Origin of the sequence: Sporosarcina gallistercoris (assembly GCF_050459885.1) — a bacterium.
Lineage (GTDB): Bacteria > Bacillota > Bacilli > Bacillales_A > Planococcaceae > Sporosarcina > Sporosarcina gallistercoris_A.
The window spans coordinates 73,705-99,198 of sequence record NZ_JBCMNO010000012.1 but is presented as its reverse complement, the minus strand read 5'-3'; the positions used below and the strand labels follow the sequence as shown (position 1 = coordinate 99,198).

General features: G+C 44.8%; 31 protein-coding genes, 1 pseudogene and 1 riboswitch. Of the genes and pseudogenes, 18 read left to right on the top strand and 14 right to left on the bottom strand.

The features are described 5' to 3' along the window. Window positions 1–244 precede the first annotated feature (244 nt). The 5 genes and pseudogenes from ABE021_RS07855 to ABE021_RS07835 all read left to right on the top strand — a co-directional run bounded on the left by ABE021_RS07855 (window position 245) and on the right by ABE021_RS07835 (window position 2,348). Complete coding sequence (locus ABE021_RS07855) at window positions 245–649, top strand: hypothetical protein (RefSeq protein WP_430287911.1); 405 nt, start codon at window positions 245–247, stop codon at window positions 647–649. A 19-nt stretch (window positions 650–668) separates the two neighbouring features. Next, on the top strand, window positions 669–959 hold the full coding sequence (locus tag ABE021_RS07850; protein ID WP_430287910.1) for a transposase: 291 nt from the start codon (window positions 669–671) through the stop codon (window positions 957–959). A gap of 31 nt (window positions 960–990) precedes the next feature. Further along, window positions 991–1,845: pseudogene (locus tag ABE021_RS07845) on the top strand (IS3 family transposase); the annotation flags it as partial. 8 nt (window positions 1,846–1,853) lie between these two features. Then, window positions 1,854–2,012, top strand: coding sequence for a hypothetical protein (locus ABE021_RS07840; protein WP_430287909.1), 159 nt, complete (start codon window positions 1,854–1,856; stop codon window positions 2,010–2,012). A gap of 60 nt (window positions 2,013–2,072) precedes the next feature. Further along, a complete protein-coding gene (locus ABE021_RS07835; protein WP_430287908.1) occupies window positions 2,073–2,348 on the top strand; it encodes a hypothetical protein in 276 nt (91 codons plus the stop codon). A 189-nt stretch (window positions 2,349–2,537) separates the two neighbouring features. On the opposite strand, the gene ABE021_RS07830 is transcribed toward ABE021_RS07835, so the two are convergent. Continuing rightward, entirely contained in the window at window positions 2,538–3,980 is a 1,443-nt protein-coding gene (locus tag ABE021_RS07830) for a protein adenylyltransferase SelO (RefSeq protein ID WP_430287907.1), read from the bottom strand. Between the two features lie 150 nt (window positions 3,981–4,130). Between ABE021_RS07830 and ABE021_RS07825 the strand changes: the two genes are divergently transcribed. Both ABE021_RS07825 and ABE021_RS07820 read left to right on the top strand, forming a co-directional pair. Next, the gene (locus tag ABE021_RS07825) at window positions 4,131–4,679 is read left to right on the top strand and encodes a sigma-70 family RNA polymerase sigma factor (protein WP_430287906.1); all 549 of its coding nucleotides are present in this window, start codon (window positions 4,131–4,133) and stop codon (window positions 4,677–4,679) included. Beyond that, a complete protein-coding gene (locus ABE021_RS07820) occupies window positions 4,669–5,760 on the top strand; it encodes a hypothetical protein (RefSeq protein WP_430287904.1) in 1,092 nt (363 codons plus the stop codon). The genes ABE021_RS07825 and ABE021_RS07820 overlap by 11 nt, the downstream gene beginning before the upstream one ends. A 68-nt stretch (window positions 5,761–5,828) precedes the next feature. On the opposite strand, the gene ABE021_RS07815 is transcribed toward ABE021_RS07820, so the two are convergent. The 7 genes from ABE021_RS07815 to ABE021_RS07785 form a co-directional block, all read right to left on the bottom strand. Continuing rightward, the gene (locus tag ABE021_RS07815; protein WP_430287902.1) at window positions 5,829–6,977 is read right to left on the bottom strand and encodes a hypothetical protein; all 1,149 of its coding nucleotides are present in this window, start codon (window positions 6,975–6,977) and stop codon (window positions 5,829–5,831) included. Then, a complete protein-coding gene (locus ABE021_RS07810) occupies window positions 6,970–7,491 on the bottom strand; it encodes a sigma-70 family RNA polymerase sigma factor (protein WP_430287901.1) in 522 nt (173 codons plus the stop codon). The genes ABE021_RS07815 and ABE021_RS07810 overlap by 8 nt, the downstream gene beginning before the upstream one ends. 114 nt (window positions 7,492–7,605) lie before the next feature. Continuing rightward, on the bottom strand, window positions 7,606–9,267 hold the full coding sequence (gene abc-f, locus ABE021_RS07805; protein ID WP_430287899.1) for a ribosomal protection-like ABC-F family protein: 1,662 nt from the start codon (window positions 9,265–9,267) through the stop codon (window positions 7,606–7,608). Window positions 9,268–9,692: 425 nt separating this feature from the next. Further along, window positions 9,693–10,043: a rhodanese-like domain-containing protein gene (locus tag ABE021_RS07800; protein ID WP_430287897.1), complete on the bottom strand. Its 351-nt coding sequence runs from the start codon at window positions 10,041–10,043 to the stop codon at window positions 9,693–9,695. Window positions 10,044–10,158: 115 nt separating this feature from the next. Then, window positions 10,159–10,314: a hypothetical protein gene (locus ABE021_RS07795; RefSeq protein WP_191688819.1), complete on the bottom strand. Its 156-nt coding sequence runs from the start codon at window positions 10,312–10,314 to the stop codon at window positions 10,159–10,161. A gap of 72 nt (window positions 10,315–10,386) precedes the next feature. Beyond that, the gene (locus ABE021_RS07790; RefSeq protein WP_430287894.1) at window positions 10,387–11,070 is read right to left on the bottom strand and encodes a DUF1129 family protein; all 684 of its coding nucleotides are present in this window, start codon (window positions 11,068–11,070) and stop codon (window positions 10,387–10,389) included. Further along, window positions 11,057–11,398: a PadR family transcriptional regulator gene (locus ABE021_RS07785; protein WP_430287892.1), complete on the bottom strand. Its 342-nt coding sequence runs from the start codon at window positions 11,396–11,398 to the stop codon at window positions 11,057–11,059. Before ABE021_RS07785 ends, ABE021_RS07790 begins: the two co-directional genes overlap by 14 nt. A 183-nt stretch (window positions 11,399–11,581) precedes the next feature. Here ABE021_RS07785 and ABE021_RS07780 point away from each other — a divergent pair, with 183 nt between their 5' ends. From ABE021_RS07780 to ABE021_RS07745, 8 genes are all read left to right on the top strand, one after another. Continuing rightward, the gene (locus ABE021_RS07780; RefSeq protein WP_430287890.1) at window positions 11,582–12,331 is read left to right on the top strand and encodes a GNAT family N-acetyltransferase; all 750 of its coding nucleotides are present in this window, start codon (window positions 11,582–11,584) and stop codon (window positions 12,329–12,331) included. Window positions 12,332–12,402: 71 nt separating this feature from the next. Further along, a complete protein-coding gene (locus ABE021_RS07775; RefSeq protein WP_430287888.1) occupies window positions 12,403–13,182 on the top strand; it encodes a PAS domain-containing protein in 780 nt (259 codons plus the stop codon). 77 nt (window positions 13,183–13,259) lie between these two features. After that, window positions 13,260–13,751 (top strand): hypothetical protein, encoded by a 492-nt coding sequence (locus ABE021_RS07770; RefSeq protein WP_430287886.1) that lies wholly within the window; start codon window positions 13,260–13,262, stop codon window positions 13,749–13,751. A 61-nt stretch (window positions 13,752–13,812) separates the two neighbouring features. After that, window positions 13,813–13,959: riboswitch (FMN riboswitch) on the top strand. Window positions 13,960–14,081: 122 nt separating this feature from the next. Continuing rightward, complete coding sequence (ribD, locus tag ABE021_RS07765) at window positions 14,082–15,197, top strand: bifunctional diaminohydroxyphosphoribosylaminopyrimidine deaminase/5-amino-6-(5-phosphoribosylamino)uracil reductase RibD (RefSeq protein WP_430287884.1); 1,116 nt, start codon at window positions 14,082–14,084, stop codon at window positions 15,195–15,197. Continuing rightward, entirely contained in the window at window positions 15,178–15,825 is a 648-nt protein-coding gene (gene ribE / locus ABE021_RS07760) for a riboflavin synthase (RefSeq protein ID WP_430287883.1), read from the top strand. The genes ribD and ribE overlap by 20 nt, the downstream gene beginning before the upstream one ends. 17 nt (window positions 15,826–15,842) lie before the next feature. Beyond that, the gene (locus ABE021_RS07755; RefSeq protein WP_430287882.1) at window positions 15,843–17,036 is read left to right on the top strand and encodes a bifunctional 3,4-dihydroxy-2-butanone-4-phosphate synthase/GTP cyclohydrolase II; all 1,194 of its coding nucleotides are present in this window, start codon (window positions 15,843–15,845) and stop codon (window positions 17,034–17,036) included. A gap of 12 nt (window positions 17,037–17,048) precedes the next feature. Continuing rightward, on the top strand, window positions 17,049–17,516 hold the full coding sequence (ribH, locus tag ABE021_RS07750; protein WP_430287881.1) for a 6,7-dimethyl-8-ribityllumazine synthase: 468 nt from the start codon (window positions 17,049–17,051) through the stop codon (window positions 17,514–17,516). Window positions 17,517–17,644: 128 nt separating this feature from the next. After that, complete coding sequence (locus tag ABE021_RS07745) at window positions 17,645–18,046, top strand: GNAT family N-acetyltransferase (RefSeq protein ID WP_430287879.1); 402 nt, start codon at window positions 17,645–17,647, stop codon at window positions 18,044–18,046. Between the two features lie 48 nt (window positions 18,047–18,094). On the opposite strand, the gene ABE021_RS07740 is transcribed toward ABE021_RS07745, so the two are convergent. The 4 genes from ABE021_RS07740 to ABE021_RS07725 all read right to left on the bottom strand — a co-directional run bounded on the left by ABE021_RS07740 (window position 18,095) and on the right by ABE021_RS07725 (window position 20,183). Next, window positions 18,095–18,601 carry a QueT transporter family protein gene (locus ABE021_RS07740; RefSeq protein WP_430287878.1) on the bottom strand — a complete coding sequence of 169 codons (507 nt, stop codon included), beginning with the start codon at window positions 18,599–18,601 and terminating at the stop codon, window positions 18,095–18,097. 153 nt (window positions 18,602–18,754) lie between these two features. Continuing rightward, window positions 18,755–19,510 carry a 3-oxoacyl-ACP reductase gene (locus ABE021_RS07735; protein WP_430287877.1) on the bottom strand — a complete coding sequence of 252 codons (756 nt, stop codon included), beginning with the start codon at window positions 19,508–19,510 and terminating at the stop codon, window positions 18,755–18,757. Window positions 19,511–19,565: 55 nt separating this feature from the next. Then, complete coding sequence (locus tag ABE021_RS07730) at window positions 19,566–19,787, bottom strand: DUF2829 domain-containing protein (protein WP_430288183.1); 222 nt, start codon at window positions 19,785–19,787, stop codon at window positions 19,566–19,568. Between the two features lie 21 nt (window positions 19,788–19,808). Continuing rightward, a complete protein-coding gene (locus tag ABE021_RS07725; RefSeq protein WP_430287876.1) occupies window positions 19,809–20,183 on the bottom strand; it encodes a winged helix-turn-helix transcriptional regulator in 375 nt (124 codons plus the stop codon). A 137-nt stretch (window positions 20,184–20,320) separates the two neighbouring features. Between ABE021_RS07725 and ABE021_RS07720 the strand changes: the two genes are divergently transcribed. Next, window positions 20,321–20,947 carry a nitroreductase family protein gene (locus ABE021_RS07720; RefSeq protein WP_430287875.1) on the top strand — a complete coding sequence of 209 codons (627 nt, stop codon included), beginning with the start codon at window positions 20,321–20,323 and terminating at the stop codon, window positions 20,945–20,947. A gap of 205 nt (window positions 20,948–21,152) precedes the next feature. Here the strand turns inward: ABE021_RS07720 and ABE021_RS07715 are convergent, their stop codons facing one another. Beyond that, the gene (locus ABE021_RS07715; protein ID WP_430287874.1) at window positions 21,153–22,598 is read right to left on the bottom strand and encodes an NAD(P)H-binding protein; all 1,446 of its coding nucleotides are present in this window, start codon (window positions 22,596–22,598) and stop codon (window positions 21,153–21,155) included. 165 nt (window positions 22,599–22,763) lie between these two features. Here ABE021_RS07715 and ABE021_RS07710 point away from each other — a divergent pair, with 165 nt between their 5' ends. Together ABE021_RS07710 and ABE021_RS07705 are read left to right on the top strand one after the other, a co-directional pair. After that, the gene (locus ABE021_RS07710) at window positions 22,764–23,624 is read left to right on the top strand and encodes a GNAT family N-acetyltransferase (RefSeq protein WP_430287873.1); all 861 of its coding nucleotides are present in this window, start codon (window positions 22,764–22,766) and stop codon (window positions 23,622–23,624) included. Between the two features lie 48 nt (window positions 23,625–23,672). Beyond that, window positions 23,673–24,512 carry an alpha/beta fold hydrolase gene (locus tag ABE021_RS07705; protein ID WP_430288182.1) on the top strand — a complete coding sequence of 280 codons (840 nt, stop codon included), beginning with the start codon at window positions 23,673–23,675 and terminating at the stop codon, window positions 24,510–24,512. A gap of 8 nt (window positions 24,513–24,520) precedes the next feature. On the opposite strand, the gene ABE021_RS07700 is transcribed toward ABE021_RS07705, so the two are convergent. After that, window positions 24,521–25,435: an aminoglycoside phosphotransferase family protein gene (locus ABE021_RS07700; protein ID WP_430287872.1), complete on the bottom strand. Its 915-nt coding sequence runs from the start codon at window positions 25,433–25,435 to the stop codon at window positions 24,521–24,523. Window positions 25,436–25,494 lie beyond the last annotated feature (59 nt).

Genomic DNA, 25,494 nt, shown 5'->3' with positions numbered 1-25,494 from the left:
TTGTATGTTTTACATAAAAACAGATATGTAAGGGTTTACATTATATGCTGTATATACGGGAGAAAAGACAGTGGGCTATCTCGCTAACGATACCAACTATTCTCATTTTAGGCAATGGGATTCTTTAAAGATATATACACAAAAGGCCCCCACTAAGTCAGCCGGTCTGCCCGATGATTGCCTGAGTCTGGAATTATTTCTGTGTAGGACCTCTGTCAAGTCCCTTATAAAGCGGTCTGTACAATTGAATGAATCAAAACTGGACGGGATTGCTGAGGGAACGGGCGGGTTCGCTGTGGAAATGAGCGGGTTCCTCGTGGAAACGAGCGGGTTCCTCGTGGAAACGAGCGGGTTCCTCGTGGAAACGAGCGGGTTCCTCGTGGAAACGAGCGGGTTCCTCGTGGGAACGAGCGGGTTCCTCGTGGGAATGAGCGGGTTCCACGTGGGAACGAGCGGGTTTACCGCGGAAACGAGCGGGTTTCTCGTGGGAACGAACGGGTTTCTCGTGGGAACGAGCGGGTTCATCGTGGGAACGAGCGGGTTCCTCGTGGGAACGGGCGGGTTTCTCGTGGGAACGAGCGGGTTTCTCGTGGTGAGATATTTCTTCAAAGTAGACAGTATAAGAACACGCTCCATTAGGACAGGTTAGAACCTAAGGAGATGATTTCATGGCGACAAAATCTATGAGCACCTACTCTTACGAGCTGAAAAAGAAAGCGGTCGAACTTTATTTGGAAGGACACCCTGCAGTAGAGATAGCGGAGGAACACGGGATTAAAAATCGTAGGCGTATTACGGAGTGGGTAGAGATTGTAAGAAAAACTGGAGACTATAACTCATTACACTCACGACGGGGTCATGCCAATGCAGGAAAAGAAAGAGTACACGAAATGACACATGAGGAGGAAAACGCACGTCTACGTTTAGAGATTCATTATTTAAAAAACTTTTGGAACTGAAAGCGAGGGGAACGGAAAAGAATTAGCTTTCCGCTATGTAGAAACGCATCGAGAAATGTATCCCATCACATTCTTAACTAAAACTGTCGGGGTATCGAGAGCTGGCTATTATAAATGGCTAAAAAGCGGACCGAAGATCTCACAGGAAGAACGAGACAAGCCCTTATTAATCAAAATGCTTTCCCTCTATCACACGCATGGTGGCAACTTAGGGAACGAACGATTTATTAATGAGTTAAATAGTAAGTATCAAATCGTTATCGGTTATAAGCGTATCACTAGGATGCGTGAGCGTTACTTAATGCCCCTCAAGACCAAGCGACGGAGACCGCGCAAAAAGGATCAAATGCCGCATATCACCATTAAAAACCTGTTGAATCGAAATTTCAAAGCGATCAAACCAGGGATCAAATTTTGTGTGGATATCACCTATTTGGAAGTTATTAAACCTAGAAAAGATTTTATGTATCTCTGTAGCATTATGGATCTTTACAATAATGAAATTGTTGCTTACAGTATCGGAGAGTACCAAGACCAAGGCTTAGTCAATCGTGCCTTGAATTGTCTAGCAGAAAAAGGGTACAAAAAAGGAGCCCTCCTGCATAGTGATCAGGGCTCCCAATTTACAAACTATGGCTACTGTAGCCGTTTAAAAGAAATGCGGCTGACCCAATCGATGTCCCGCAGAGGCAACTGCTGGGATAATGCATGCATCGAAAGCTTTTTCGGTAAGCTTAAAACGGAAATGCCAGGCTTCAGAGTACCTGAAACAGCAGAAGAGATGAACCAGGCTGTAGAAGACTATATTGCTTATTATAACCATGTCCGTCCACAATTAAAACTGAAGATGAGTCCGGTGAATTACCGAGTCCAGAGTGCTGCATGAGCGAAAGAATGGAAAGTACGACGCAAGCGACTTTACGTGGAGAGGCAGGCATGATAGCCTATTCCGGCGAAGTCAGCTGGTTCGCCATCGGATTGCCTGAGGAAGAAATTATCCCTGCAGAGGCTCCGTGTCAAGTCGCTTACAGAGCCAAACTAAGAAACGAATGAATCGAGAAAAAGTAAAAACTGAGCGGGTACTTAAAGTGTCTACTTGTAGGAAACTAAGTCATGGGAACGAGCGGGTTTCTCGTGGGAACGGGCGGGTTCCTCGTGGGAATGAGCGGGTTCCTCGTGGATACGAGCGGGTTTCTCGTGGGAACGAGCGGGTTTCTCGTGGGAACGAGCGGGTTTCTCGTGGGAATGAGCGGGTTCAATGCAGAAACGAGCGGGTTCCTCGTGGATACGAGCGGGTTCCTCGCAAAAACGAGCGGGGATCTATCGCTAGAAGCATGGATGTGCATCAAAACCCCCGACTCTCCCTATTATCCGGTGCTGCTTCATTAGTTGACGCTCCATCCAAGATATTGTTAAAGGAATAACCTGACTCACTTCTTGAATATATGAATCCAGCTCCTGTCTTTCTATTTTCATACTAAATTAAACATGGCTAATATTGGGCAACGACTTTCCCCCTCATGAATATTTCCCATATAAAAAGGACGCTTCAAAAGCGCCCGCAGTTCAATTGCTCAATTATGTTCCGCAGTATGTTCGATAAGGAACTGATGAATCCGGCGGTGCTGCATATGCCGCCTGCTCCTCTGAATACGAATAAGGAGAAGCAAGAACCCGGATCAATTGGTTCAAGACACTCATGTCTCCGTTCTCTGCTGCCTGGATCGCTTCTTCCACACGATGATTTCGTGGAATCACCGATGGATTGCTGCGTCTCATCAATGCATACGAATCACTGATGGATGCACTTTGTTGCTTCTGCCGCTTCATCCATTTGTTTCTCCACTCGCAAAAGGCATCTTGACTAAACCAATCCGGCTGCTCTCCACATTCATCTGTCAATGCTCTGAATGTATTCGTGAAGTCTGCTTGAGCCTCTTTCATCAGCAACAACAACTCTTTTGAAAGAGCTTCATCTTCATCTTGTTCATCCAACAAACCTAGCTTCGCTCGCATCCCATTCAGCCACTCACGCTCAAAAATCCCACCAAACCGGGCGAGTTGTTTCTCCGCAATGTGAATGGCCACTTCTTGTTTCTCATCAAGCAGCGGCAATAAGGTTTCCGCAAACCGCGCAAGGTTCCACGATGCAATCCCCGGCTGATTGCCATATTTATAACGCCCATTCACGTCAATGGAGCTGAACACAGTCGCTGGATCGTATGTGTCCATAAATGCACAGGGTCCATAGTCGATGGTTTCCCCGCTAATCGTCATATTATCGGTATTCATGACCCCGTGGATGAATCCGACTAGCTGCCACTTGGCAATCAATACTGCTTGTTGCTCGATAACCTTTCCGAGCAGCAGTTCATATGGATTTTCCCCTGAGGCAACTTCTGGGTAATGCCGCTCTATCGCGTAATCCGCCAACACCTTCAAATCCTCAGGTACTTGACGAGCTGCTGCGTATTGGAACGTACCCACACGTAAATAACTGCTTGCAGTCCGCACAAGAACAGCCCCGGGTAATACCGTTTCACGAAGTACGTCATTGCCCGTCAATGTCACCGAAAGACTCCGTGACGTAGGAATGCCCAATGCGTGCATGGCTTCACTAATGATATACTCGCGTAACATAGGTCCAAGTGCTGCAAGACCATCTCCGCTTCTTGAAAATGCTGTGGGTCCAGATCCTTTTAAGCCAATATCCACTCGATTTCCTGACGGGGTCAATTGCTCGCCCACAAGCATGGCACGTCCGTCACCAAGCATCGTGAAGTTCCCAAACTGATGCCCAGCATACGCCTGGGCGATTGGCGAAGCGCCTTCTGGCAACTCATTTCCTGAAAGCAATTCCGGACTTAGCGCCTTTACCTGCAGCCCAAGCGATTCAGCAAAGCGCTCATTCACCAAGACCACTTTGGGAGAAGCAGCCTTTGCCGGAGTCGCTTCTGCAAAAAAAACTTCTGGTAACCGACTGTAGCTGTTGTCCAAGTTCCACCCTGTTTCTGAAATCACGTGATCACTCCCTTCACCTGTATACTACCCCTAGCTTGACGATTAACGATAGAAAAATGAATTTTTTGATTGGAAAATGAAACGGTGGTGCTTTTTCACTCGTCTTTAAGGTACACCCGGGTGGAGTGCACTGAGAAAGGATGGATTGGCATGCCCCGTGATAACAAGCCCCTTCCAGAATGGAAGCAGGATGAGTGGCTCGAACAATTGATGGACCAATATGGAAATCGATTGACGAATCTTGCATTCAGTTACCTAAAAGACTGGGGACGTGCTCAAGAAGTTGTCCAAGATGTATTCGTGACTTGTTTTCATCGAGCTCATCAGTTGGATGAAATTCGTTCCATGGAAGCGTGGCTATATCGTATTACAATCAATCGATGTAAAGATGTGTTGAAAAGCTCATGGTTCAAACGTGTAATTGTCGGGAGCCCGCTCTTTCAATTTCTTCGATCTAAAGAATATACTCCACATGAACGCATGCTTCAAAACAGTGAGGATGAACAGTTGGCGCAATGTGTGCTCGCACTACCGCTCACGTATCGTGAAGTCATTTTGCTCTATTATTACGAGGATCTGACAGTACCTGAAATCAGTGCACTGCTAGACGTGAATCAAAACACCCTTCGCACCCGACTAAAGAGAGGTCGCGAACAATTAGCACAACTGCTGGAAGGCGGGGATCAGGATGAAAGATAAGGAGAAAAAAATTCGTTCCGCTTTTGACAAGACTGTTTTCCATAAAGAATCATTTACCCAACAGCACAAACACGTTGTCAGACAAAAAATTCGCCGTTCACAACGTCCAGCTCGATTTGTTCCTGCTATAATTGGAACAATTGTGGCGATATCTTTGGTATTCATAGGTATTTTTCTAGTAAAAGGTGAACTGTTAGATTCTACAAAACAGGCGGGGATAGCAGGCAAAGATGCGAATAATTCAGGGATGTTCACTTTAGAGAACATTTCAACAGGACCATTTCTGGCGAATGAAACCTACTACATTGTCATGCCCATAGTGTGGGATGGGAACAGCCCAGCGACCATTGATTCCATTGAACTGATCAAAGAGAATCAGCAACCCCTTACTACATCTGATGGGATTTCTTATTCATTCTATCGTGCAGACAGTATGAAAAATTCTGGTGTTTATGGTCGCGATCAAATTGGAGAAATCGATGATATTCATGACGTTGTAATTGAAGATGAAAGCAGCTTAATTTTAGAGGTGTCATTGAAAAATGTAGTTCCTGACAAAACGCGTACCATAAAAATTTCATATTCCGTGGACGGTGAAGACAAAGAACAACTCCTGGTAGCAGGCGTCATACAAGGCTTGGGAACGCTGCCTGAAGATCAGGTTAGTGAACAGTCTGCCATTGGATTGAACACTTCAGAACAGAATGTATACACTGCATTCGAGAAAGATTTAGATACCCAACATTTAGCGGGGTTATCACCAATGAGCGTTGCAAAACTCTACATTCATGCTTCATATTCAAGGAATTATGAGGTCGTCTATGCACTTTACACTGACCGCGAAGAATACGTTCACTGGAGTAAAGAGGAAGATCAAGCAATCCCTGAATCCGATCGCGGTACACTTGAACAATTGACTCAACAGTACAGGAATTTTGAGGAGGGGCGATTTCTTCAGACAAGTAAAATTGAAGGATACATTGAATATTATCCAAAAAGTGAAAACGAACCACCTTCTGGATTTCAACTGGTCAAAAACGAAGACGGCATTTGGCAAGTAGCATTCATGCCTATTCAATAAATAGAGAAAACCAGTGGATTGATTTGGAAGAGCTCCCTGCTCTCCGATGGATCCGCTGGTCTTTAATTTCACTGCAGTTTTTTTGTGTCTATAAGATATAACGGCGTCTCCGGTCCTTCTCCGTTCACGATGAGTTTGCCGGATTCATTGAAGCGCGGTTTAACGAGTCTTTCACCAACACCATTCAACGTCTCAATTGGTTCTGCAGTGTCCTCTTTCAGGTGAAATAGTTTCACTGTATCGCTTTCTTCTTTTGTCACACTTAGAGCCAAATAATTATCATAGATTGCATAAGCGCTATTTTCAGGGACATCCAATATATGAACTTTACCAGTAGCTAAGTCCAGGTAACCTAGTGATAAATCACTTCCATTGGAAGAAAATTGACCATAGATCCGATCGTCATCAAATGTTAGATAAGAGATGCTTTCATAAGGTACCGTATAGGTTTGCCATATCTTTCTACTCTCTAGAGTATAGATGGATACGTGAACCGATGAGTCAGTTTTCTCTCCTAGCTCTTCCACTACAGCTATTCTCCCATTCCGTACATCCGTGAAACTGCTACCGTTTCCTTTTAAATCATGGAGTTTCATTTTTTGATCGGTTGCCAAATCATAAAGATAATATACAGGCATGTCGTCGAATCCTAAATACAGGATTTGATTTCCTATCAATTGAACGTCTATATAGTCTTCTAGTAGTACACGCTCCTTACCGGTTGCCCTATTTAATATGTGGATTTCACTATTCCCCCATATAACCCAGTTTTCATTTGCCAATAATGACACACTTGAAAACTCAATATTCTCAGTTGGTGACACCAGCACCGTCTCCGTCTGATTATCGATGGAGTACGAATATATCCCTCTTTCATCCGTATGAATGATTTCATTATTTTCTTCCACATAGATGGAATTGATTAAATTCGGGTATGCCTCATTTGAAATGATAACTTTTTGAATTGTTTCTTGAGATATGGCTTCTTGGAAAGCTCGCTCCTGCTGCTCTTGCTGAATGTAAGGAACTGTGATAACACTTGCCACGAAAACACAGGCTGCAGCTGTCATGATTGGTTTTTTAGTTGAACGCTTAGGAGACTGCTTGGTTTCGAGCCGTTGATGAGCTTGATGAAGGATACGTTGCTTCACCGTGTCTTCCAAAACTAGTCGTTCCATCAATGTTGAGTCCAATTGGTTCTGCACATCATTAGTCATCAGCATTCTCCTCCTTTAAAATTCCTTTTACAAGTCTTCGCGCACGTGCCAATCGGGTTTTCACTGTATTGACAGAACAACCCAGTACGTCTCCTACTTCAGAAACCGACAGTTCCGCATAATAGTGCAGCCAGAGTACTTCTTTGTACTTTAATGATAAACGATTGATTAGTTGTTTCAACTCTTCATTCGATTCTTTATGCATCATTTGTTCTTCAGGATTTTGAAGGGATACTAGCAACTGGCCAACTTTATGGGAGAGCTCTAGCTTCCGGTAATGCCAGCTTTTAAAGAGGTTGTGGCATTGGTTCATCGCAATCCGATATAAGTACGTTTTAACTGAGGAACGATGCTCGAACTCATCGATATGTATGTAGTATTGAATGAAAACCTCTTGGACTATATCCTCCGATTTGGTCTTCTCTTTCACGATTGCGTACACAACACGAAGTAAATAATCGCCATGTATATTCATCGCATCAGCAAGAAGCCTGTCACGTTCGTGTCTTTCCAATCCGCCACCTCCACTTTCTCTCTATCTGTTAGACAACGCATAATTAAATTTGGTTTCATCTTCATTTTACTGCAAAGAAAAAAGCAGAGCATGGGTGTCTCTGCTTTTTAGTTTTCAGCTATTCAATTCCCTCAGTAACCGGGTTAACTCAAAAAATTGCTGATCTAGTTTGCTGTATTCCGGATTCTCAGGGGTCAGCAGGCTCAACTTACCTAATACCGCTTGCAATTCCGTTTCGAGCCGGAGTTTTTCTTGTTCAGAAGATATAACTGGAGCAGAGGAATTCCGTCCTTCCCATTCCACCAAACCATACGGTACTTTACGAACGGTTCCTTTTTCAAATAACAGCAATCCATCTGCCATACGCTCAGTGAAATATCGATCGTGGGATGCAAACAGCAATGTGCCCGGATATGTTTCCAGGGTGCGCTCCAGCTCTTCACGCGACGGTAGATCCAAGTGATTCGTCGGTTCATCCAGCAATAACACATCCGTTTTCCTGCGGATGAAACCAAGCAATTTCACTTTCAGCCGCTCGCCTTGACTGAGTGCACCGAGAGGCAGCTGCCAGTGATCCGCAGTAAAACCCAAGTTAGTCAATTGAATTCTTAAGAGTCCTTGCTCCTCGTAAGACGGCGAATAAAAATACTGGGCCATCGTCTGGTCATCCGGTAGATCAAATGCGCTTTGACGCAAATATCCGAGTGTCATACCCTCTGATAACCAGACATCTCCATCGTAATCGAGTTCTCCTAAAAGCATTCGGAACAGTGTCGTTTTCCCGGAACCATTCGGTCCAAGTAATGCAATCCGTTCACCTGCCTGCACTGTAAACGAAGCATGTTGAAAGAGCTGTTTGTTGCCAAACGCTTTACCGGCATCTTTCAGCTCCAATACGCGCTTCCCTTTCTTCTTTAGCCCCTCCAGTTCAAACGAAACCGACGTTTCTGCAGTGGGCGCCTCTACTCGGTTTTTCTTAAGTTCTGCTTCCAATCGCGTTTTCTTGGAACGGATTTGAACGTTCCGCTTTTTCACCTTTTTACGGTAATACTCTTTAGCTCCTCCTCGTTTCGTGGACATGGCATGCCCTTTCTCTGACCATTTATCAAGCTGCTCGATTTGCCCTTCTATTTCAGCAATGTATTGTTGCTGTTCATCATAATGCTTTTGCTGTACGAAACGCTCATGCTCTTTCTGCTTGTGATAGTCTGTATAATTCCCTTCATAAACCGTCAGTTTACCGTTTTCAATCTCATAAACGATATTTGCAAGATGATCGATGAAATACCGATCATGAGAGACGAACAGCAGGGTGCCTTCACGTACTTGAAGTGTTTCAATGAGCCGTTCCACACTTTCCGCGTCCAGATGGTTGGTCGGTTCATCCAGCAACAAGAGTTCACGGTTTTCAGCCAGCGTAGCGGTAAGTCGCAGTTTGACTCGCTCTCCACCGCTTGCATGAGCATATTCTACTTCTTTCGGGAGGTGCCAGTGGCTCCGTTTTTGAAAGAGCTCAGTTTGCGTCCAGTCCAAGAGGTCTTCGGTTTCAGCCTCTTGTTTGTAATAAGAGATGGAAGGTGCTCGACCGATCCATTCCATTCTTCCTGAAGAAGGTTCTCGTTCTCCTGCCAAAATGGACAAAAGCGTCGTTTTGCCTGCCCCATTCGGTCCGACAATTGCTATTTTAGCTCCTTGTGGAATTTCTGCGCTGAGTTCGTTAAAAATATGCACATCTCCATATCCCACTGATACCTTGTTTATTATTCCTCGTAACATCTACATTCCTCCAGATGGAGGGGAACACAAAAAAGACCCCTCCGTAAATTAATCGGAAGGATCGGTTCTGTCAGCATCTCAAAAAAGCCACAACTCTCCTGATGAGCATCATGATATAGACTCAGCAAAGGTTGAAAGTGGTAATGATAAATGGACAGACCAATCCTGTTTTTCCACACAACGAATCATTCGTTTTGAGAAATCAGGAATTAGTTATCCATCAGCCACACTCAACCCTTTCTGTCAGTTAGTCTCACTAGTATATCAAATTTAGAATTGTTTGCAAGTTGTTGGGTACATCTTATTCATTATTAACTTTCGATTATTTCCGGGGAAATAATCTTCATTCCGACATCATGAAGTAATGATTCACACAGATAACTACGGAAATTGTCAGTTTGTGCTAAGTAGATATTTCTACTCAATTACTGCCAAGCGCTCATCCCGCCTTTAACATTAATGACATCGGAAAATCCTGCTTTCTTCAGCATTCCTGCTGCGCGGGCACTTCGCATACCGCTTTGGCAGATTACATACGTTTCTTTATTTTTGTCGAGCTCACTCATACGTTTCCCTAAATCATTTAGAGGAATATTTTTAAACTCCTTTACGTGGCGGCCTTTGTATTCACCAGGTGTTCGCACATCTACAAATTGCTTCGATTTATCTTTCGTCAATGCCTTTACTTCAGTTGTGGACATCGTACGGATTCCTTTTGCCGGTTTCATGCGCCACACAAAGAATGCAACAATTAATAGGATTATGATCCAACTCATCTGAAACGCCTCCAGTTGTTTTCTATTTCCACTAATATACCTCCGCGGGTATACAAAATCAATGAATCTGCCCATAAAAAAAACGCAGCACCCATAGGTCTACGTTTAGTATAGGTTATCTCTTCTCCGATAGGGCTAAAAAGAAAGTGGCCACTGGGCCCAGCAGAAGGGATAGCAAGAACCAGTTGAATCCTGACCGGTTTTTCCCTTGTGCCAATACGGCATTGATCAGCGCGAGCGTTCCCCATCCGACGAAGTAGCCTTCATTCATAACAAAAACCTCCCGATCCGTCTGTACTTCTATCTGTACTACGGATTGCGAGTCCATTCGGTTTCATTTTGTTCAATAAGTGCTTTCATTTTTACGGGCAATCCATTGACTTACAAGTAATAGTACAAAACCTGCTAGTAAAGAAGCTAACCAAGGAAATTCAATAGCAGGACCTCTATCTTTTAAGAAAAAGGCAATCCCCATAAACAATCCGAATACCAAGACCCCAAAAACCCCTCCGACAAGTGTAACTTTCCAAGTACTTTTCTTTTTTTCAAAGGCAGTTTTGCTTACTACTTTCATAAGCGATACTAAACCAGTTATGACGATCAAAAGTACTGTTAAAAGCAAAGCAGTAGTTGAAACTAGAAATAGGCGTTCGTCTACTGGTTGAAAAAATGACATGATGCCCAAAATAGCACCACGGGTCAAAACCATCCAACCTAATACACCGACTACTACCTGTATCCCGAACAAAAGTTGGTTTTTCTTCTTCTCTTTTGGCATCTGTGCAATCACTTCATCTGCATACGCTCTTGGATCTCTTCCGTATATTTCCTCTGCACTCTTTCCATCTTGCTGGCCTTCCAATAGATGCTCAAGCATTTCCATCAACAACTCTTCTGTTGCTCGTTCAGACAGCAAGAACTTAGAACGGATGTATACAAGCATATTGGAATAGTACCGTTCATTTTCCTCCGTCAACTGTTCCCGCTTTTCATTGTTCTCTTGAATCAGTTCCTTAGTGGTCACCATGCTCAACCTCTCCTTTCAATAACGCAGTTACTGGCACCGCAAGTCTTCCCCATTCACTTCGAATGAGTTCCAATGCCTCTTCGCCATCTGCGGTCAATGTATAATATTTCCTTCGAGGTCCTGATTCGGACGCCCGCATCTCCCCTACTATCCAATTATTTTTCTGTAACCTCAGCAATACAGGATATATCGTACCTTCGCTCACATCGTCGAGTCCGACTTTCTGGAGCTTAGCGGAAAGCTCATAGCCATACACTGTCTCTTTTTCGATGATGGCAAGCACACAGCCGTCTAAAATCCCTTTTAATAACTCACTTCTAACCGACACGCGACCACTCTCCATCCAGTATGTTGCCTTACAAGATAGCTTTGTAAAAAATAACTACCTTGCGACGCAAAGTAGTAATAGGGTTAGTATATTCCTGTCTTTTTTATATGTCAACCAGAATGTTCAGATAAGTGCATTCCCTCTCTAAAATATATGATAGGATATCAGAAGGAGGGGTCATCTATGATTAAAGTTACATTTGAACATATTTATAACGCAGGGTCTGCAGCTGCGAGATCTGATACATATATCCATTATCATCTACCTGAGATGCCACTCTATTATGACAGCAATTTCATCGCTTTTAAAAAGATGCCCACTGTCACGGAGTTTCAAAAAGCAGAACGGGACTTGAAAATCTATCATACCGCACGCGGGCAACATCATCTGAAGTTTACATTCCCGGAGAATGAATCTATTTCAAAAGAAGTGCACGCTTATTTAAATCGCCATGGCTATGAGATCGGTTTTTTAGAATTATATGCACTTCAACCAAAGGATTTTCCTAGAGTTTCACCGTCTTCAGCTATTAACGTCCAACCCGTGACTGCAGACTATCTCGAAGAGTTCCTTCACTTACAGCGAACAATTGATGAGCAATTCGGGAAAGAGTTTGCAACACAAAAACAGCTGCAGCATAAAAGAAACTTCTCAGATCCTGATTTTGTTCAGCTTGTTGCATATTTCGACGGTGAAATAGCTGGTTCCGTAGATTTAATCGTTAACGAACAGACTGTTGAAATTGACGGGTTGCACGTGTTGGAAAAAATGAGACATAAAGGTATTGGAAGTCATTTGCAGCAATGGGTGATGGAAATGTTCGCTGATAAACTTGTCATTTTGGTCGCTGATGGCGACGACACCCCTAAAGACATGTATCTTCGTCAAAACTACAAGTGTATCGGATACCAATTTGAAGCAGTGAAAGCTTGACTGCTTTTTTGCAAATAACTTCCTCTCTCATGATAAGCTAGTGGTAGTCAGTATTCTAAATAGGTCAGGATGTGAAGCAGTTGAATAATCTCACACAATCTATACAGACACAATTATTAGAAGCCATGTTGGATGGCAGCCGGGTGGCGACGCTAGTCACAGACGCATCTCAACCAGATAATCCGATCATCTATGCAAATCGAACATTGGAGACGATGACGGGTTACCCATTATCTGAAACAATCGGTCGGAATTGTCGGTTCCTTCAAGGTGAAGATACAGATCCGCTTGCGATCAATCAACTTCGTGATGCAATCCAAGCTCAGGAGCCGATTACGATTACACTGAAAAACTATAGAAAAGATGGTACCGAGTTTTGGAATCGTCTTTCTATAAAGCCTCTTCAAATCGAGGATCACTTATTTTTCATCGGAACTCAAACGAACGTTTCGGTTGAATATAAGCAACGAGATGAACTTTCAAGTAAAGCAATTGAAATTGAACAACTGATGCTTCCGATTATGATGATACAAGACAATCTTGCCGCTGTGTCACTTATTGGGGAAATGAGTGTCCAGCGATTCAACTTATTAACACAAAAACTTTGTGAATTTGTTCAACATCATGGAGTAGATCATATCATCCTCGACATTACGGGCTTGTTCTGGAATCATGAGTCTCCGATGACAGGCTTGCTAGCCATTCAGGACGTCTTGAAACTTATGGGCACTCAGTTATATGTCACCGGTATTTCTCCGAAAGTGGCTCAGTCATTCGTAAGTGCGCAAGTGTCAAATCAGCATCTTCTAACATTCTCAAGCATTCGGCAAGCAATTGATAAAATCCAATAATATCCTTAATTAAAGCATTTTGTTAACACACACGTGAATGCATCGTCTGTCCTAGTATTTAATTAGGGGGACTTATTATGTTAACCAGAAAAATCCTAGCTGCTTCTCTAACGGGTGTACTGTACTTCATATTACTTGGTTTCTTGTTCCCCAGTCCATTCGGGGAATCGATCACTTCAGACTCTAAGTACTTCGAATCGGTGTTGCTTAGTATTTCTGGCTACCTTCTATACGGAACGCCAATCCTATTTTTTTACGGCATCACAAGTTCAATTGTCATTGAAAAAATAGTTGAATTAATTAATGAAAAAACAACTTTCAATCGTGCCGATCTTATTCTCTCCGGACTGTTGCACGCAAGTTTCGGTTTAGTGTTTTCAGGATATGGTCTAGTCGCTTCCTTGCTGTTCTTTACCATAGATCGTATGATTTACAATAGAAAAATTACCGCCTCACGTAAGCGACTCATCCTAGCACTAGTTTTACCAATCGCAGTATACCTCCTCTGTCTAGGCACTCTTGCGGCGGCAGATTTTTTCGGTGGCGGCTGGAAAGACTTGCTCGTTTAAAAACCAATGTACGGGTTGCAAGCTGGCCAATGGCTGTGCTAGACTTTGAGACAATCGAATAGTATTCCTTCGGGGCAGGGTGAAATTCCCTACCGGCGGTGATGAGCTTATGTTGCTCTTAGTCCGTGACCCGGCTGCATGTTTGCAGACGGTGGATTTGGTGAAACTCCAAGGCCGACAGTTAAAGTCTGGATGGGAGAAGGAATGGTGCGTTTTTCAAATTTTTCATTTGACTGACGCTTATTTTGTCATGCTTACCCAGCCCCGCACATTCGTTGCGGGGCTTTTTTTGTTACATGAGGAATCTATAATTCAGGAGTGTTGTTCACGTTGGAAATTGAACACTATATGCAAATCGCTTTTTCAATTGCTCAAGGTGCGGTAGGACAAACTTCGCCGAATCCACCCGTCGGTTCCGTTGTTGTGAACCATGGAAGGGTTGTCGGAATGGGTGCTCATTTGCGTTCAGGTGAACGTCATGCAGAGCGTATCGCTCTTGATATGGCAGGTGAGCACGCCCGGGGCGGGGATCTGTACGTCACTTTAGAACCTTGTTCGCATACGGGGAAAACGCCGCCGTGTACCGAAGCGATTATGCAAGCCGGTATCACTCGTGTCTTCGTTTCGTCACTCGATCCGAATCCCCTAGTTGCAGGTTCGGGAATCCAGACGCTTCGAGATGCTGGAATCGATGTGCAAACCGGAATTTGTCCGGAGTTGGCACACGAATTATATCAACCTTTTTTCCACTTTATACAAACCCAACAACCTCATGTAACGGTAAAAACAGCTATGACATTAGACGGTAAAATCGCAGCTTTTTCAGGACACAGTAAATGGGTGACAAGCGAGCACGCGCGGCTTGACGTCCATCGTCTTCGTCATGTCCATGATGCCATTTTAACCGGCAGTAAAACGATTCTTCATGACAATCCCCTTCTCACCACCAGATTGCCCCAAGGTGGCCTTCATCCTATTCGAGTTATTTTAGATACGCAATTAGTAACGCCTATTGCGAGCCAGATCATTCAAAATGCGGATGCCCCAACATGGATTTTTTGCGGTAGCACCGCTTCAAAAGAACGGGAATTCAACTTGTTAACGTATGACCACGTTGAAATCATCCGCATGTATGACCCTGATATTGCAATATCCGCTGTACTTGAGGAACTCGGCGCACGCGGCGTTATGACGCTCCTTGTAGAAGGCGGCGCTGCGGTAAATGCATCCTTCTTACAAGCAAATGCCGTCAATCGGATTATCACGTACATTGCTCCGAGACTTCTCGGAGGTGCCGGTTCCCTGACACCTATCGGCGGAACAAATCCTGCCCTGATGAGCGACGCAAAAGAGTTTGTTTTTGTAAAAACGGAACAGCTCGGTCCAGATTTAAAAGTTACGGCTGTGCCAAAAGGAAGTGATCGACATGTTCACAGGAATCATTGAAGAAATCGGTACCTTACGAACAATCCGCTCGTCCGGCCAATCGATGGAACTCACTGTAGCGGCAAATGAAATACTGAAAGATGTCCGTCTAGGAGACAGTATCGCCGTTAATGGCACGTGTCTCACCGTTACCTCGTTTACGGATGAACAATTCACCCTAGATGTGATGCCAGAAACATTCCGAGCGACCTCGTTACACAATGCGAAAGCCGGTACTGCGGTGAATCTGGAACGTGCTCTTCGGGCGGATAGTCGTTTAGGCGGGCACTTTGTAACCGGCCACGTTGACGGAACCGCAGTTGTCCTGAAGTGCCAGCATGTCGAGAATTCCCTTGTCATGCATTTATCGCTTCCACCAGAGGGCTTGCCCTATGTCCTGCCGAAAGGATCGATTGCACTCGATGGAACTTCTTTAACCATTTTTCAAGTGATGGATGATTGCATCTCGATTTCGCTCATTCCGCATACTCAAAAGACAACCATCCTAGCGAAGCGGCAACCGGGAGACCGGGTCAATGTGGAGTTTGATATGCTCGCAAAATACACGTTCAACATGTTGAAGCGGCAGCATTCTTCTGCTAACCAACCTTTGAACAAGGACTTTCTACAGCAAAACGGATTTTTATAAAGAGAGGGTGTTGGCTCATGCTGGATACAATCGAAGAAGCAATTGAAGATTTGAAAATTGGAAAACCGATAATTGTCGTGGATGATGAAAACCGTGAAAACGAGGGTGATTTCATCTGCTTAGCGGAGTACGCAACCCCCGGGATGATCAACTTCATGGCGACAAAAGGTCGGGGTCTCATCTGTACACCGATTACCGAATCGAAAGCAGCTCAACTCGGTCTGCCGATGATGACTGCACATAACACGGATGCACACGGGACCGCCTTCACAGTAAGCATTGACCATGCCGACTCCCATACCGGGATTAGTGCATTCGAACGTTCTGAGACAATTTTAAAAATGTTGGATCAGCAGTCAGCACCCCAAGATTTCAAGCAGCCTGGTCACGTCTTCCCACTTGTTGCACAAAATAACGGAGTGCTTAGTCGAACAGGTCATACTGAAGCCTCAGTCGATTTAGCAAGGCTTGCGGGCAGTGAACCCGCGGCAGTTATTTGTGAGATTATGAGCGGGGATGGCTCGATGGCACGTTTTCCTGAATTGCGTCAGCTGGCGGATGAAGAGAAACTGAAATTGATCAGCATCGAAGATCTGGTCCAGTACCGCCTTGCAACTGAAACACTCATTACTCGGGAAGCTCAAGTCTCACTGCCAACGTCATTCGGACAATTTGAGATGATCGGCTATACTGAAAAACTGACAGGAAAAGAACACGTTGCACTCGTGAAAGGTGACCTGACCAGCGCGGAACCCATACTAGTCAGAGTACATTCGGAATGCTTAACGGGGGACGTCTTCGGTTCTTCCCGCTGTGATTGTGGTCCGCAATTACATGCTGCAATCGCAAAAATCGAGCAAGAAGGCCGTGGTGTGTTGCTTTATATGCGTCAGGAAGGTCGTGGAATCGGACTCATCAACAAGCTGAAAGCCTATGAATTGCAAGAGCAAGGTTTGGATACCGTTGAAGCGAATGCTGCACTCGGTTTTCCTGACGACTTACGTACCTATGGAATCAGCGCTCAAATCTTACAGGATTTATGCATTTCTGACATAAGGTTGTTAACGAACAACCCTAGAAAGTTGGATGGACTAGCGGAGTATGGGATTGTGATTTCAGAACGTGTTCCAATTGAGCTCCCTGCTCGTCCTGAAAATAAGCAATACTTGCAAACGAAAGTAGAAAAACTCGGTCATTTATTGACCCTATAGGAGGCAGTCAAAATGGGAACTGTATACGAAGGACATTTAGTTGGCACAGGATTAAAGATAGGTATTGTAGTCGGCCGGTTTAATGAATTCATCACAAGCAAGCTGCTTTCAGCTGCACAAGATGCATGCAGACGTCATGGGGTTTCCGAAGAGGCTGTCGATGTGGCATGGGTGCCCGGTGCTTTTGAAATTCCAATGATCGCAAAAAAGATGGCCGACTCCGGTAACTATGATGCAGTCATCACACTCGGCACCGTCATTCGCGGAGCAACGCCTCACTTCGACTACGTATGCAGCGAAACTGCCAAGGGTGTGGCGGCAGCTGGAATGCAATCCGGGATCCCCGTCATCTTTGGTGTGTTGACAACAGACTCAATTGAGCAATCAATTGAACGCGCAGGAACGAAAGCTGGAAACAAAGGCTGGGATGCTGCTGTTTCCGCTATTGAAATGGCGAACTTGAACAAACAGTTTTCATAAGTTGGTTTGCATATTCCTTTCAAAAGCGGGTTGAGTTGTTCTAAAGTAGGATATAGGAACAACTAGCAGGCTGATGCTTTTGAAAAATGAAGCAGAAGTCCAATACTTGCTGTAGGAGGAATCCACCGATGTCCATCGAATACACATTTAAAACGGATCAGTTGACGAAAGACAATATTCAACAATTGTTCCAGTCCGTTGAATGGGAATCCGCTTCCTATCCAAATGATTTATACAATGCTATCCTCAACTCCCACTCGGTTGCAACTGCCTGGGACAATGGGCGTCTGATTGGACTAGCTAATGCAATGTCCGATGAAGCGATGACCGTCTACTTCCATTACGTTCTTACAGATCCAGACTATCAAGGCCAAGGTGTCGGCAAAGAGATCATGACGATGATGTTGGAAAAGTATCAGGAGATGCACACGAAAGTACTCGTTTCCTATCCAAAAGCGGTTGGATTTTATAAGTCACTCGGCTTTGAATCAGAAGAATCCAGTACACCGATGTATGTATTCTCAAACTGAATCCATATGAAAAACGCATCCCTTATCATAACCCGGGATGCGTTTTTTTCATTTTGTGAAATCTATTTTTTTTGAAAGAGCGAGCATGATGCTGCCGCCAACGGTCATTGACAATAGTTCGCCAGCGCCTACTGTGAACCAAGTGATCCAAAATGGTGCACCGTACAATAAGGTCAACTGTCCAGCGACGGTGAACATGGAAACGGCGAAAATTACGGCAGTCCAGACAAATTTCAGTTTGTCCGACTTCAGTTTTCTCGTGGCAGCCCGGCTGATGAGAAGCACGAGAAACGTGGCGACTCCACCAATCGGTACGTCCAGGAACCAAGTTGGCGAGAAGAAGTTCGCTAGCACTACTCCTGCTGTCACAGCGATGATATATCGCTTGTGAAACAACGCCAAGTAGTTGAACATCTCAGACAGCCTTAACTGGACCGCGCCGAAACTGATGACCGCAAGCGTGAGCGTGACAGCAACATAAAGTCCTGCCACCACCGCCATTTTCGCAAGTTCTCCGACCGCGATCCGCGGACGCTCTTTTGCGAGTAACGTCATATATAGTCCTCCTTTGTAAAACAGCAAAACAGCTGTTTTAGTAGTAACTGCGACCAAAGGAAGAAAGAGCCGATTGCTCCGTCAAAAAGTGCCGCAGTGCAGGCAAAAAGTCTGCCTGTCTAGTATAGCAGAATTCGTGCGTCCTGAGAATGGTCACTTCGCCGTCCAACCACCATCGATTGGAATGACCGTTCCATGGACATAATCAGAAGCAGCTCCAGCTAAGTAGAGTGTCAGTTTTGCGACTTCTTCAGGCTGGGCCCAGCGTCCCGCAGGTGTCTCCTCAGCGACCCACTCCGCCATTTTTCCATCCCCAGCAAAATCGTCAGCATTCATAGGCGTCTGGATCGCACCGGGTGCAATTGCGTTTGCCCTTATTCCTTCCCGGCAATAATCGAGATCGACCTGTTTCGTATAGCCGACAACCGCATGTTTGGACGCGGTGTATGCTGCTCCCCCGCCACCTCCTACGATTCCTGCAATGGAAGCCATATTCACCAGTACACCGGATTTCCTCTTGAGCATATGCGGCAAGATTGCATTCGTTACGAAAAACATGCCTTTTACATTCGTATTCATAATCCGATCCCACAACGCTTCATCGGTATCTAACGTTTTGGTATATCCATCAAGCACGCCTGCTGTATTGCACAGAATGTCGATACGGCCAAATAATTCGATTGCCCGGCTCACCGCCTCTGTCACCTCAACTCGGTCAGTCACACTTCCTTCGCTATAACGAAAGTGACTTGGATGCTCGCTTGCCAGGTTCTCCAAGTTCGTTTGAAGAATATCAAACCCGTAGACAGACGCACCTTGTTCAAGGAACGCAAGTGCTTGGGCATGCCCGATTCCTGAAGCTGCACCGGTGATGAACACCGTTTTCCCCGCAAACTCGCTTTGTGCCATCGTTGAATTCCTCCATTCAAAAAGCCCATGATTGCTCATGAGCTGTTGTGTTTGTTTATTCTACAATCGACCAGTCTTCTGCTAATAGATCACACACTGTCGGTGTAAACATCGTGTACCCTTCACCCGTTACATTAATAACGAAATAAGGATTCATCTTTTCCCCATCCAACGATTCAGCTTCAACTAGTTTCACGTAAAGTTCTGCACCGCCCCAACCATTCCGAATGACGTTGTCGCCTGCTTTTAGTCGCGGTAATATCTCTTCAAATGTCATCATCCATCTATCCTCTCAAACTTAAGATTCATTTTCTGCGTTCGACTGCGTACAGCCGCCGTTCGATTTCACCCACGTCAAAATCGAGCGGATGATTGGATCGAATGCTAACCCTTGCTCTGTTAGCTCGTATTCCACTTTACGGGAAGCGGGTAACGTCCTCTTCACAGCAAAACCATGCGCTTCCAATTCTTTCAAACGCTCTGTCAGCAGACGGTCTGAAATGCCTTGGATTTCCGCTGCTAATTCATGGTAACGCTTTGGTCCATCTAATAGATGGTAAATAATAATACCCATCCATCGTTTACCGATAAATTCTATTGTCGCATGAAAACTATCGCATGCGACTTGCCCATTTGGTGATGGAGATTGAATAAGTTCGTCGGTTTTTTTCATCGTCAAAACCCCTATTCTTATGTTAATTCCACTCTACCACAGTCATAGTTGACAAACAAGCTTACCAATAGTAAGCTGTGTTATGTACTTACTAAAGGTAAGTTGAATTCAAATGTATCTACAAAGGAGTTTTTCACATGACAGAATTATTTGCCCCACTATCAGAAGTCATTCACGCTCGTAAATCCGTCCGGAAATTCGAGTCGGATTATCATATTGCACCCGAAGTGATTGAAGAAATGTTACAAGAAGCAATACTTGCCCCTTCTTCGAGCAACTTACAGCCTTGGCGGTTTATCGTCATTCAAGACCCAGAAGCCAAAAAGAAGATTAAAGAATTCTCATTCAACCAAGAGCAAATGGAGACGTCTTCTGCCATCATCGCAGTAATTGGCGATACAGAAATGTATCATAATATTGATGAGATCTATGGTGCCAACTTACAAGCCGGTTATATCGATGAAGTCAATGTCCAAAGGCAGATCGATAATGCAAAGGCCCTTTACCCGAGTGCCCCAACAGCCGCCCGCTTGACGATTGCTGCGTTTGACGCAGGTCTCGTTTCGATGCAATTGATGTTGATTGCAAAGGCGAAAGGCTACGACACGGTCCCAATGGGCGGTTTCGATAAAGCGCAATTTGCGAAAGAATTCAACCTGGAAGACCGTTACGTTCCACTTGTGCTAATCGCACTTGGAAAAGCAGCTGCCCCAGCATATGGGTCGTCTCGTTTACCGCTTGAGAAAATCACAACATTTGTATAAGGAGTAGACAAAACGCATCCTCAATCCGGGTGCGTTTTTTGTTTTGCGGATATTGGATTTAGATCACAGGTAACGCGAGTCCTGATATGGCAGTAAACCTGTCGACTTGATCGTGCCGATGGTTCCATCCATATTGCTGATTCGTCATTCCCCTACACTAAAACTGCCGACCCCATCAATCGATGTAGTCGGCAGGATGAATCGGTTAACCATCTTCAACTGTTAAGTTTCTGACATACTGGCGATCTCGCTCACTTACGCTCAACCGGTGCATATGTTTCCTGAACGCACTCATGACGAACGCATGCATATTCGCTTGTGTAACATAGTAAACAAACCAAGGAAGCGATGGCAGGTAATCATGAATCGCTATTATCGCTTCACTCGCTCCCGGTATTTTACGGAACTCCATCCGCCCTCGCTCATTCGTTTGGTCATCCAGTAAAAACCCACCTGTAATGTAGTAGAGCGCCCGGTCTTCAGTACTTCGCTCTCCTGAATAAGATAATTCCAGAAGCGTGCGACTTCCGAGGAATCCGATTCTACAATTCAACTCGCTGTCTACCGTCGTTTGGACCCATGGATTCAAAAATGTCTCCAACCATTTCACGTAATAACGTGCGGCTTCATCCGCCGTCCATCCAGTTGGCAACTCAACCCGCTGAACAGAGCGGACATCTTGTTTCAGAGGACCGAATACCGGTAAAAGGGATGTAGAGCGTTTGTCTTTTTGGGCATCTGCGTCCATGGCGATTTGTGCAGCTTCCTTAAATGGGGTTTTTCCATTGCTAATCCCTTCAACCGTATACCTTTTGTGGACAACCATCGGATGCTTTAAGCTTTCCAAAAGTGGATACACCATCTCTTTCGGGGTATTCGTGACGAGTCTGAGCCATAGTCTGGAGAGGGTTATCGAGAAGAACGGTACATTGAGCATCTTGGGGTTTTTCCCCATTACATTTGCCGTTGCCTTCATCATCGTTTTGTATGTCATCACATCCGGCCCGCCAATGTCAATGGAACGATCTTTCAAGTCAACGTCCATGATAATGGAGGTCAATGCAGTCAATACATCTTTCAAAGCGACGGGCTGTGTTTTAGTGCTCGTCCATTTCGGGAGGACCATGATCGGCAATCGCTTCACAAGCTTTGATAGAATTGGAAAAGAGGAACCTTTAGGACCGACTATCAAGCCTGCTCGTAAAGCGGTCACTGGTACGTCATACGCCCGCAATACTCGTTCCACTTCCAACCGGCTTCGCAAGTGCTGAGAAAGTTTTGACTCGTAGTCTTCCGGAATAATTCCGCTCAAATAGACAATTTGCTGAATGCCTTGACGCTTTGCGGCTTGTGCAAAGTTATCCGCCAAAATCACATCCATATCTTCAAAATTTCCTTGTGTCAGCTTTGCGGATTTCAACATCGAATGGACCAGATATACTGCAATGTCAGCACCCTCTACCCCTTTTTCTGCATCCTTCATAGAAAACAGATCACATGAGCGCCACTTTACATCTTCAGTATCTTTACGCCGTCCGCCATTTCTGGATAATGCAATGACTGTCGCTTTCCCTTTTAAGTATTCCAGCAAGCTATTCCCGATATAACCGCTTGCTCCCGCTATCGCTACCACCGGCTTTCTTTCTGCCATTCATTCCGCCTCCTTGGTCGTTCCTTTTATGCTTTCTGTACCCTTGTACCCGTTTCCCTAAGCCCTCATCGCTCTTCTATCGAACTTGTATTGAATCACTCATAAGTGATTGAAAATTCACTTTCCAATAAGTATAATCAATTCATCACGAGAAGGGGTGTCTCCATGGAAATACTTTTTTACGAAGATCCACTGGCATTTGCTGCCAAAGCAGATCCGATTTTATCAGAAGGGGAGGATGTTTTCAGCCTGTTCAATGGTGTCTTACAATCCATTAAAGCCGGCATGGTAAAAGAGCCGTTGATGGCAACTGCGGAACATCATGGCAACGTGGTCGCTTTGTTTCAAATGACGCCGCCTTTCCCGCTCAACATGATATTTACAGATGAACAGCAGATGGATGCGGCAATCGATCAGATAATTGACTACATCCTCTCCAACGACTTGGCATTACCTTCGATCATTAGTTTGAAACCATGGGCCGAGCGATTCGCAGCTAGATGGAGTGCCCAGACCAATCAACCCTACAAAACGATAATGGACCAAGGTTTGTATCGATTAGATAAGGTCGATGAAACCCTCGAGAAAAGTCCCGGGACATTCAGGTTAGCCCAGGAATCCGACAAACCGCTGCTTAAAGAATGGCATATCGGATTTATAGAAGATACCCAGATGCCCGAAGTGACCCCAGAACAAGCAGCAGAGTGGGTAGCGCGCTCAGTTGAGCGTGAGGAAATAGTGTTGTGGGAAGACAACGGAATTCCAGTGGCATGTGCAAAGCAAGCAAGACCTTCGCAAAACAGCATCACAGTTTCCTTCGTCTATACACTGGCTGAACACCGGAGGAAAGGCTATGCACGGACCCTCGTCGCAGACTTTTCTGCCAAGTTATTAAACAACTACGAATTCTGCATGCTGTACACAGACATGACGAATCCAACGTCTAACAAGATTTATCAGGAAATAGGATACAAGAAAATTGCAGATTCTGTGCAATTGGGATTTGAAGTGAAGGAGGATCGTTAAGTGGATAAACGATATAGCATCACACCAGAGGAGAAAGGATTGGGTACGATGTGGAAGCAACAAATGATTACGACAGAACGCGGAGATTTCGAGCTATTTACGAAAGGAAGCGGACAGCCCCTTTGCGTCACTCACTTATACAGCGAATTCAATAAGAACGGCAACCTTTTTGCCAATATCTTCACAAAGAGTGCGACAGTTTATCTTGTGAATTTGCGCGGTTGTGGAAACTCTTCACCACAAAGTGAAGACTATACATTAGGAATGGACGATGCAGTGAAGGACTTGGAAGCAATACGCAAGTCTCTCTCCATCAAAAAATGGATATTTGCCGGTCATTCAACTGGTGGTATGCTCGCCCTTAAGTATGCTACGCGATTTCCAGATAGTTTAGTGAAAATCATAGCAGGTGGCTTATGCGCATCGTCAGACTATATGAAAGACAAGGGGAGTATATATTGTTCTCAAAATCCGAATAACCCTCGTCTATTGGAAATATTAAACATCTTAAAAGATCGCGCATCCACAGATGACCAGCGACGTGCTGCCGGGAAAGAGTGGTCACTGATGTCTCTTTATAACGAGGATACCTATGATGAAATGAGTAGAAGGCCAAACAGCGGAAAGACGGTACCCGCACGCTTAGATTACTTCTCCTATGAAGAACTGCCAACGTATGATCTAAGAGCTTCACTTATGGATGTTTATGTTGAGGCGCATATCTATTCTGGCCATCATGATGCTCAATGTCCTCATCATTTTTCCAAGGAAGCGGCAGAATTGATGCCCAACTCAACGATGACCACTTTTGAATACAGCAATCACTCACCCTTCATAGAAGAAGAAAAGGAATTTGAAAGGTTTGTTCAAGATGAAGTATTTTCGTAAAATACGCTTCAACGAATAGCTTCTTCCAAAAACTCATTAAACCACTGAGCGCACTGCAATCTCTCGATCCAAGCCGGATGCTTATCTTCAACAAACCAACAAGCATACAACATAGACATTGCAATTGCCGCTTTTAATAAACGCCTCTTATCAAGTGCAAGCAATTCGCTGATTCGTTCAACCCGATAACGCAGGAGTGTTTTTGGATCAGGCTTTTCAATTAAATCATTTAACATGAATTGTATGAGGTCGAAGTAAGGATCTCCGACAACCCCCTTTGGGTCAATTGCGAGCCACCCTCGCTCTTGACTGTATAAAATATTCCCGTGATGTAAATCGCCATGCAGCAAACCTAGTGTTTCAGTGGTATCCCACAGTTCGCGGAAATAATGAAGTGCCTGACGGACCCTCTCGTTCGGAAGGTCTCCGTCTATAACCAAATGGTGTTTTTGGTAGTCTTCCAGTGTGACTGCCCAATCCGTGATGAGCGGCAGATCACAGGCCTCTGGCACATCTCGGCGGAGTTTCTTCCATACACGTATGAATTCCTGGACAATTACCTCTTCGTCAGAAAGATTACAGAGCATATGCCCAGGAGTAAGGTTCTCCAATAACATGGCCCCTCGTACCCGATCCTCCTTCACCAATTGTGCACATCCATAGCCATCGTATATTCTGAGAGTGGCCATCTCGTTGCGGCAGTCCACATCTGGTAATCCTAACTTTAAAATGAGAGGATTTTTCTGCGAGTCTACCACATTTGTGACATAGTGATAAGAGAGACTGTGAACCGGTTGCTTAACGGTCAATCTCCAGTGCTCCGCAAAGTAGTTCACTCGTTCTTCCAATGATTCCAGCCATACCTCACCCTTTGTTCCGAAACTATCCCGGATCCTTTGTTCGAACTCCATGGGTAACTTCATGTGTGTCCCCCTTCCCCTTTAATCGAGTTATCAGTTCATAGACTTCTTTCTGCACCTAT

What these genes read in the sequence shown, in the direction of transcription:
- ABE021_RS07850 (WP_430287910.1), top strand. Translation starts at nt 669, where the DNA reads ATGGCGACAAAATCTATGAGCACCTACTCTTACGAGCTGAAAAAGAAA.
- ABE021_RS07840 (WP_430287909.1), top strand. Translation starts at nt 1,854, where the DNA reads ATGGAAAGTACGACGCAAGCGACTTTACGTGGAGAGGCAGGCATGATA.
- ABE021_RS07835 (WP_430287908.1), top strand. Translation starts at nt 2,073, where the DNA reads ATGGGAACGAGCGGGTTTCTCGTGGGAACGGGCGGGTTCCTCGTGGGA.
- ABE021_RS07825 (WP_430287906.1), top strand. Translation starts at nt 4,131, where the DNA reads ATGCCCCGTGATAACAAGCCCCTTCCAGAATGGAAGCAGGATGAGTGG.
- ABE021_RS07820 (WP_430287904.1), top strand. Translation starts at nt 4,669, where the DNA reads ATGAAAGATAAGGAGAAAAAAATTCGTTCCGCTTTTGACAAGACTGTT.
- ABE021_RS07815 (WP_430287902.1), bottom strand. Translation starts at nt 6,977, where the DNA reads ATGACTAATGATGTGCAGAACCAATTGGACTCAACATTGATGGAACGA.
- abc-f (WP_430287899.1), bottom strand. Translation starts at nt 9,267, where the DNA reads ATGTTACGAGGAATAATAAACAAGGTATCAGTGGGATATGGAGATGTG.
- ABE021_RS07800 (WP_430287897.1), bottom strand. Translation starts at nt 10,043, where the DNA reads ATGAGTTGGATCATAATCCTATTAATTGTTGCATTCTTTGTGTGGCGC.
- ABE021_RS07795 (WP_191688819.1), bottom strand. Translation starts at nt 10,314, where the DNA reads ATGAATGAAGGCTACTTCGTCGGATGGGGAACGCTCGCGCTGATCAAT.
- ABE021_RS07790 (WP_430287894.1), bottom strand. Translation starts at nt 11,070, where the DNA reads ATGGTGACCACTAAGGAACTGATTCAAGAGAACAATGAAAAGCGGGAA.
- ABE021_RS07780 (WP_430287890.1), top strand. Translation starts at nt 11,582, where the DNA reads ATGATTAAAGTTACATTTGAACATATTTATAACGCAGGGTCTGCAGCT.
- ABE021_RS07770 (WP_430287886.1), top strand. Translation starts at nt 13,260, where the DNA reads ATGTTAACCAGAAAAATCCTAGCTGCTTCTCTAACGGGTGTACTGTAC.
- ribE (WP_430287883.1), top strand. Translation starts at nt 15,178, where the DNA reads ATGTTCACAGGAATCATTGAAGAAATCGGTACCTTACGAACAATCCGC.
- ABE021_RS07755 (WP_430287882.1), top strand. Translation starts at nt 15,843, where the DNA reads ATGCTGGATACAATCGAAGAAGCAATTGAAGATTTGAAAATTGGAAAA.
- ribH (WP_430287881.1), top strand. Translation starts at nt 17,049, where the DNA reads ATGGGAACTGTATACGAAGGACATTTAGTTGGCACAGGATTAAAGATA.
- ABE021_RS07745 (WP_430287879.1), top strand. Translation starts at nt 17,645, where the DNA reads ATGTCCATCGAATACACATTTAAAACGGATCAGTTGACGAAAGACAAT.
- ABE021_RS07740 (WP_430287878.1), bottom strand. Translation starts at nt 18,601, where the DNA reads ATGACGTTACTCGCAAAAGAGCGTCCGCGGATCGCGGTCGGAGAACTT.
- ABE021_RS07735 (WP_430287877.1), bottom strand. Translation starts at nt 19,510, where the DNA reads ATGGCACAAAGCGAGTTTGCGGGGAAAACGGTGTTCATCACCGGTGCA.
- ABE021_RS07730 (WP_430288183.1), bottom strand. Translation starts at nt 19,787, where the DNA reads ATGACATTTGAAGAGATATTACCGCGACTAAAAGCAGGCGACAACGTC.
- ABE021_RS07725 (WP_430287876.1), bottom strand. Translation starts at nt 20,183, where the DNA reads ATGAAAAAAACCGACGAACTTATTCAATCTCCATCACCAAATGGGCAA.
- ABE021_RS07720 (WP_430287875.1), top strand. Translation starts at nt 20,321, where the DNA reads ATGACAGAATTATTTGCCCCACTATCAGAAGTCATTCACGCTCGTAAA.
- ABE021_RS07715 (WP_430287874.1), bottom strand. Translation starts at nt 22,598, where the DNA reads ATGGCAGAAAGAAAGCCGGTGGTAGCGATAGCGGGAGCAAGCGGTTAT.
- ABE021_RS07710 (WP_430287873.1), top strand. Translation starts at nt 22,764, where the DNA reads ATGGAAATACTTTTTTACGAAGATCCACTGGCATTTGCTGCCAAAGCA.
- ABE021_RS07705 (WP_430288182.1), top strand. Translation starts at nt 23,673, where the DNA reads ATGTGGAAGCAACAAATGATTACGACAGAACGCGGAGATTTCGAGCTA.
- ABE021_RS07700 (WP_430287872.1), bottom strand. Translation starts at nt 25,435, where the DNA reads ATGAAGTTACCCATGGAGTTCGAACAAAGGATCCGGGATAGTTTCGGA.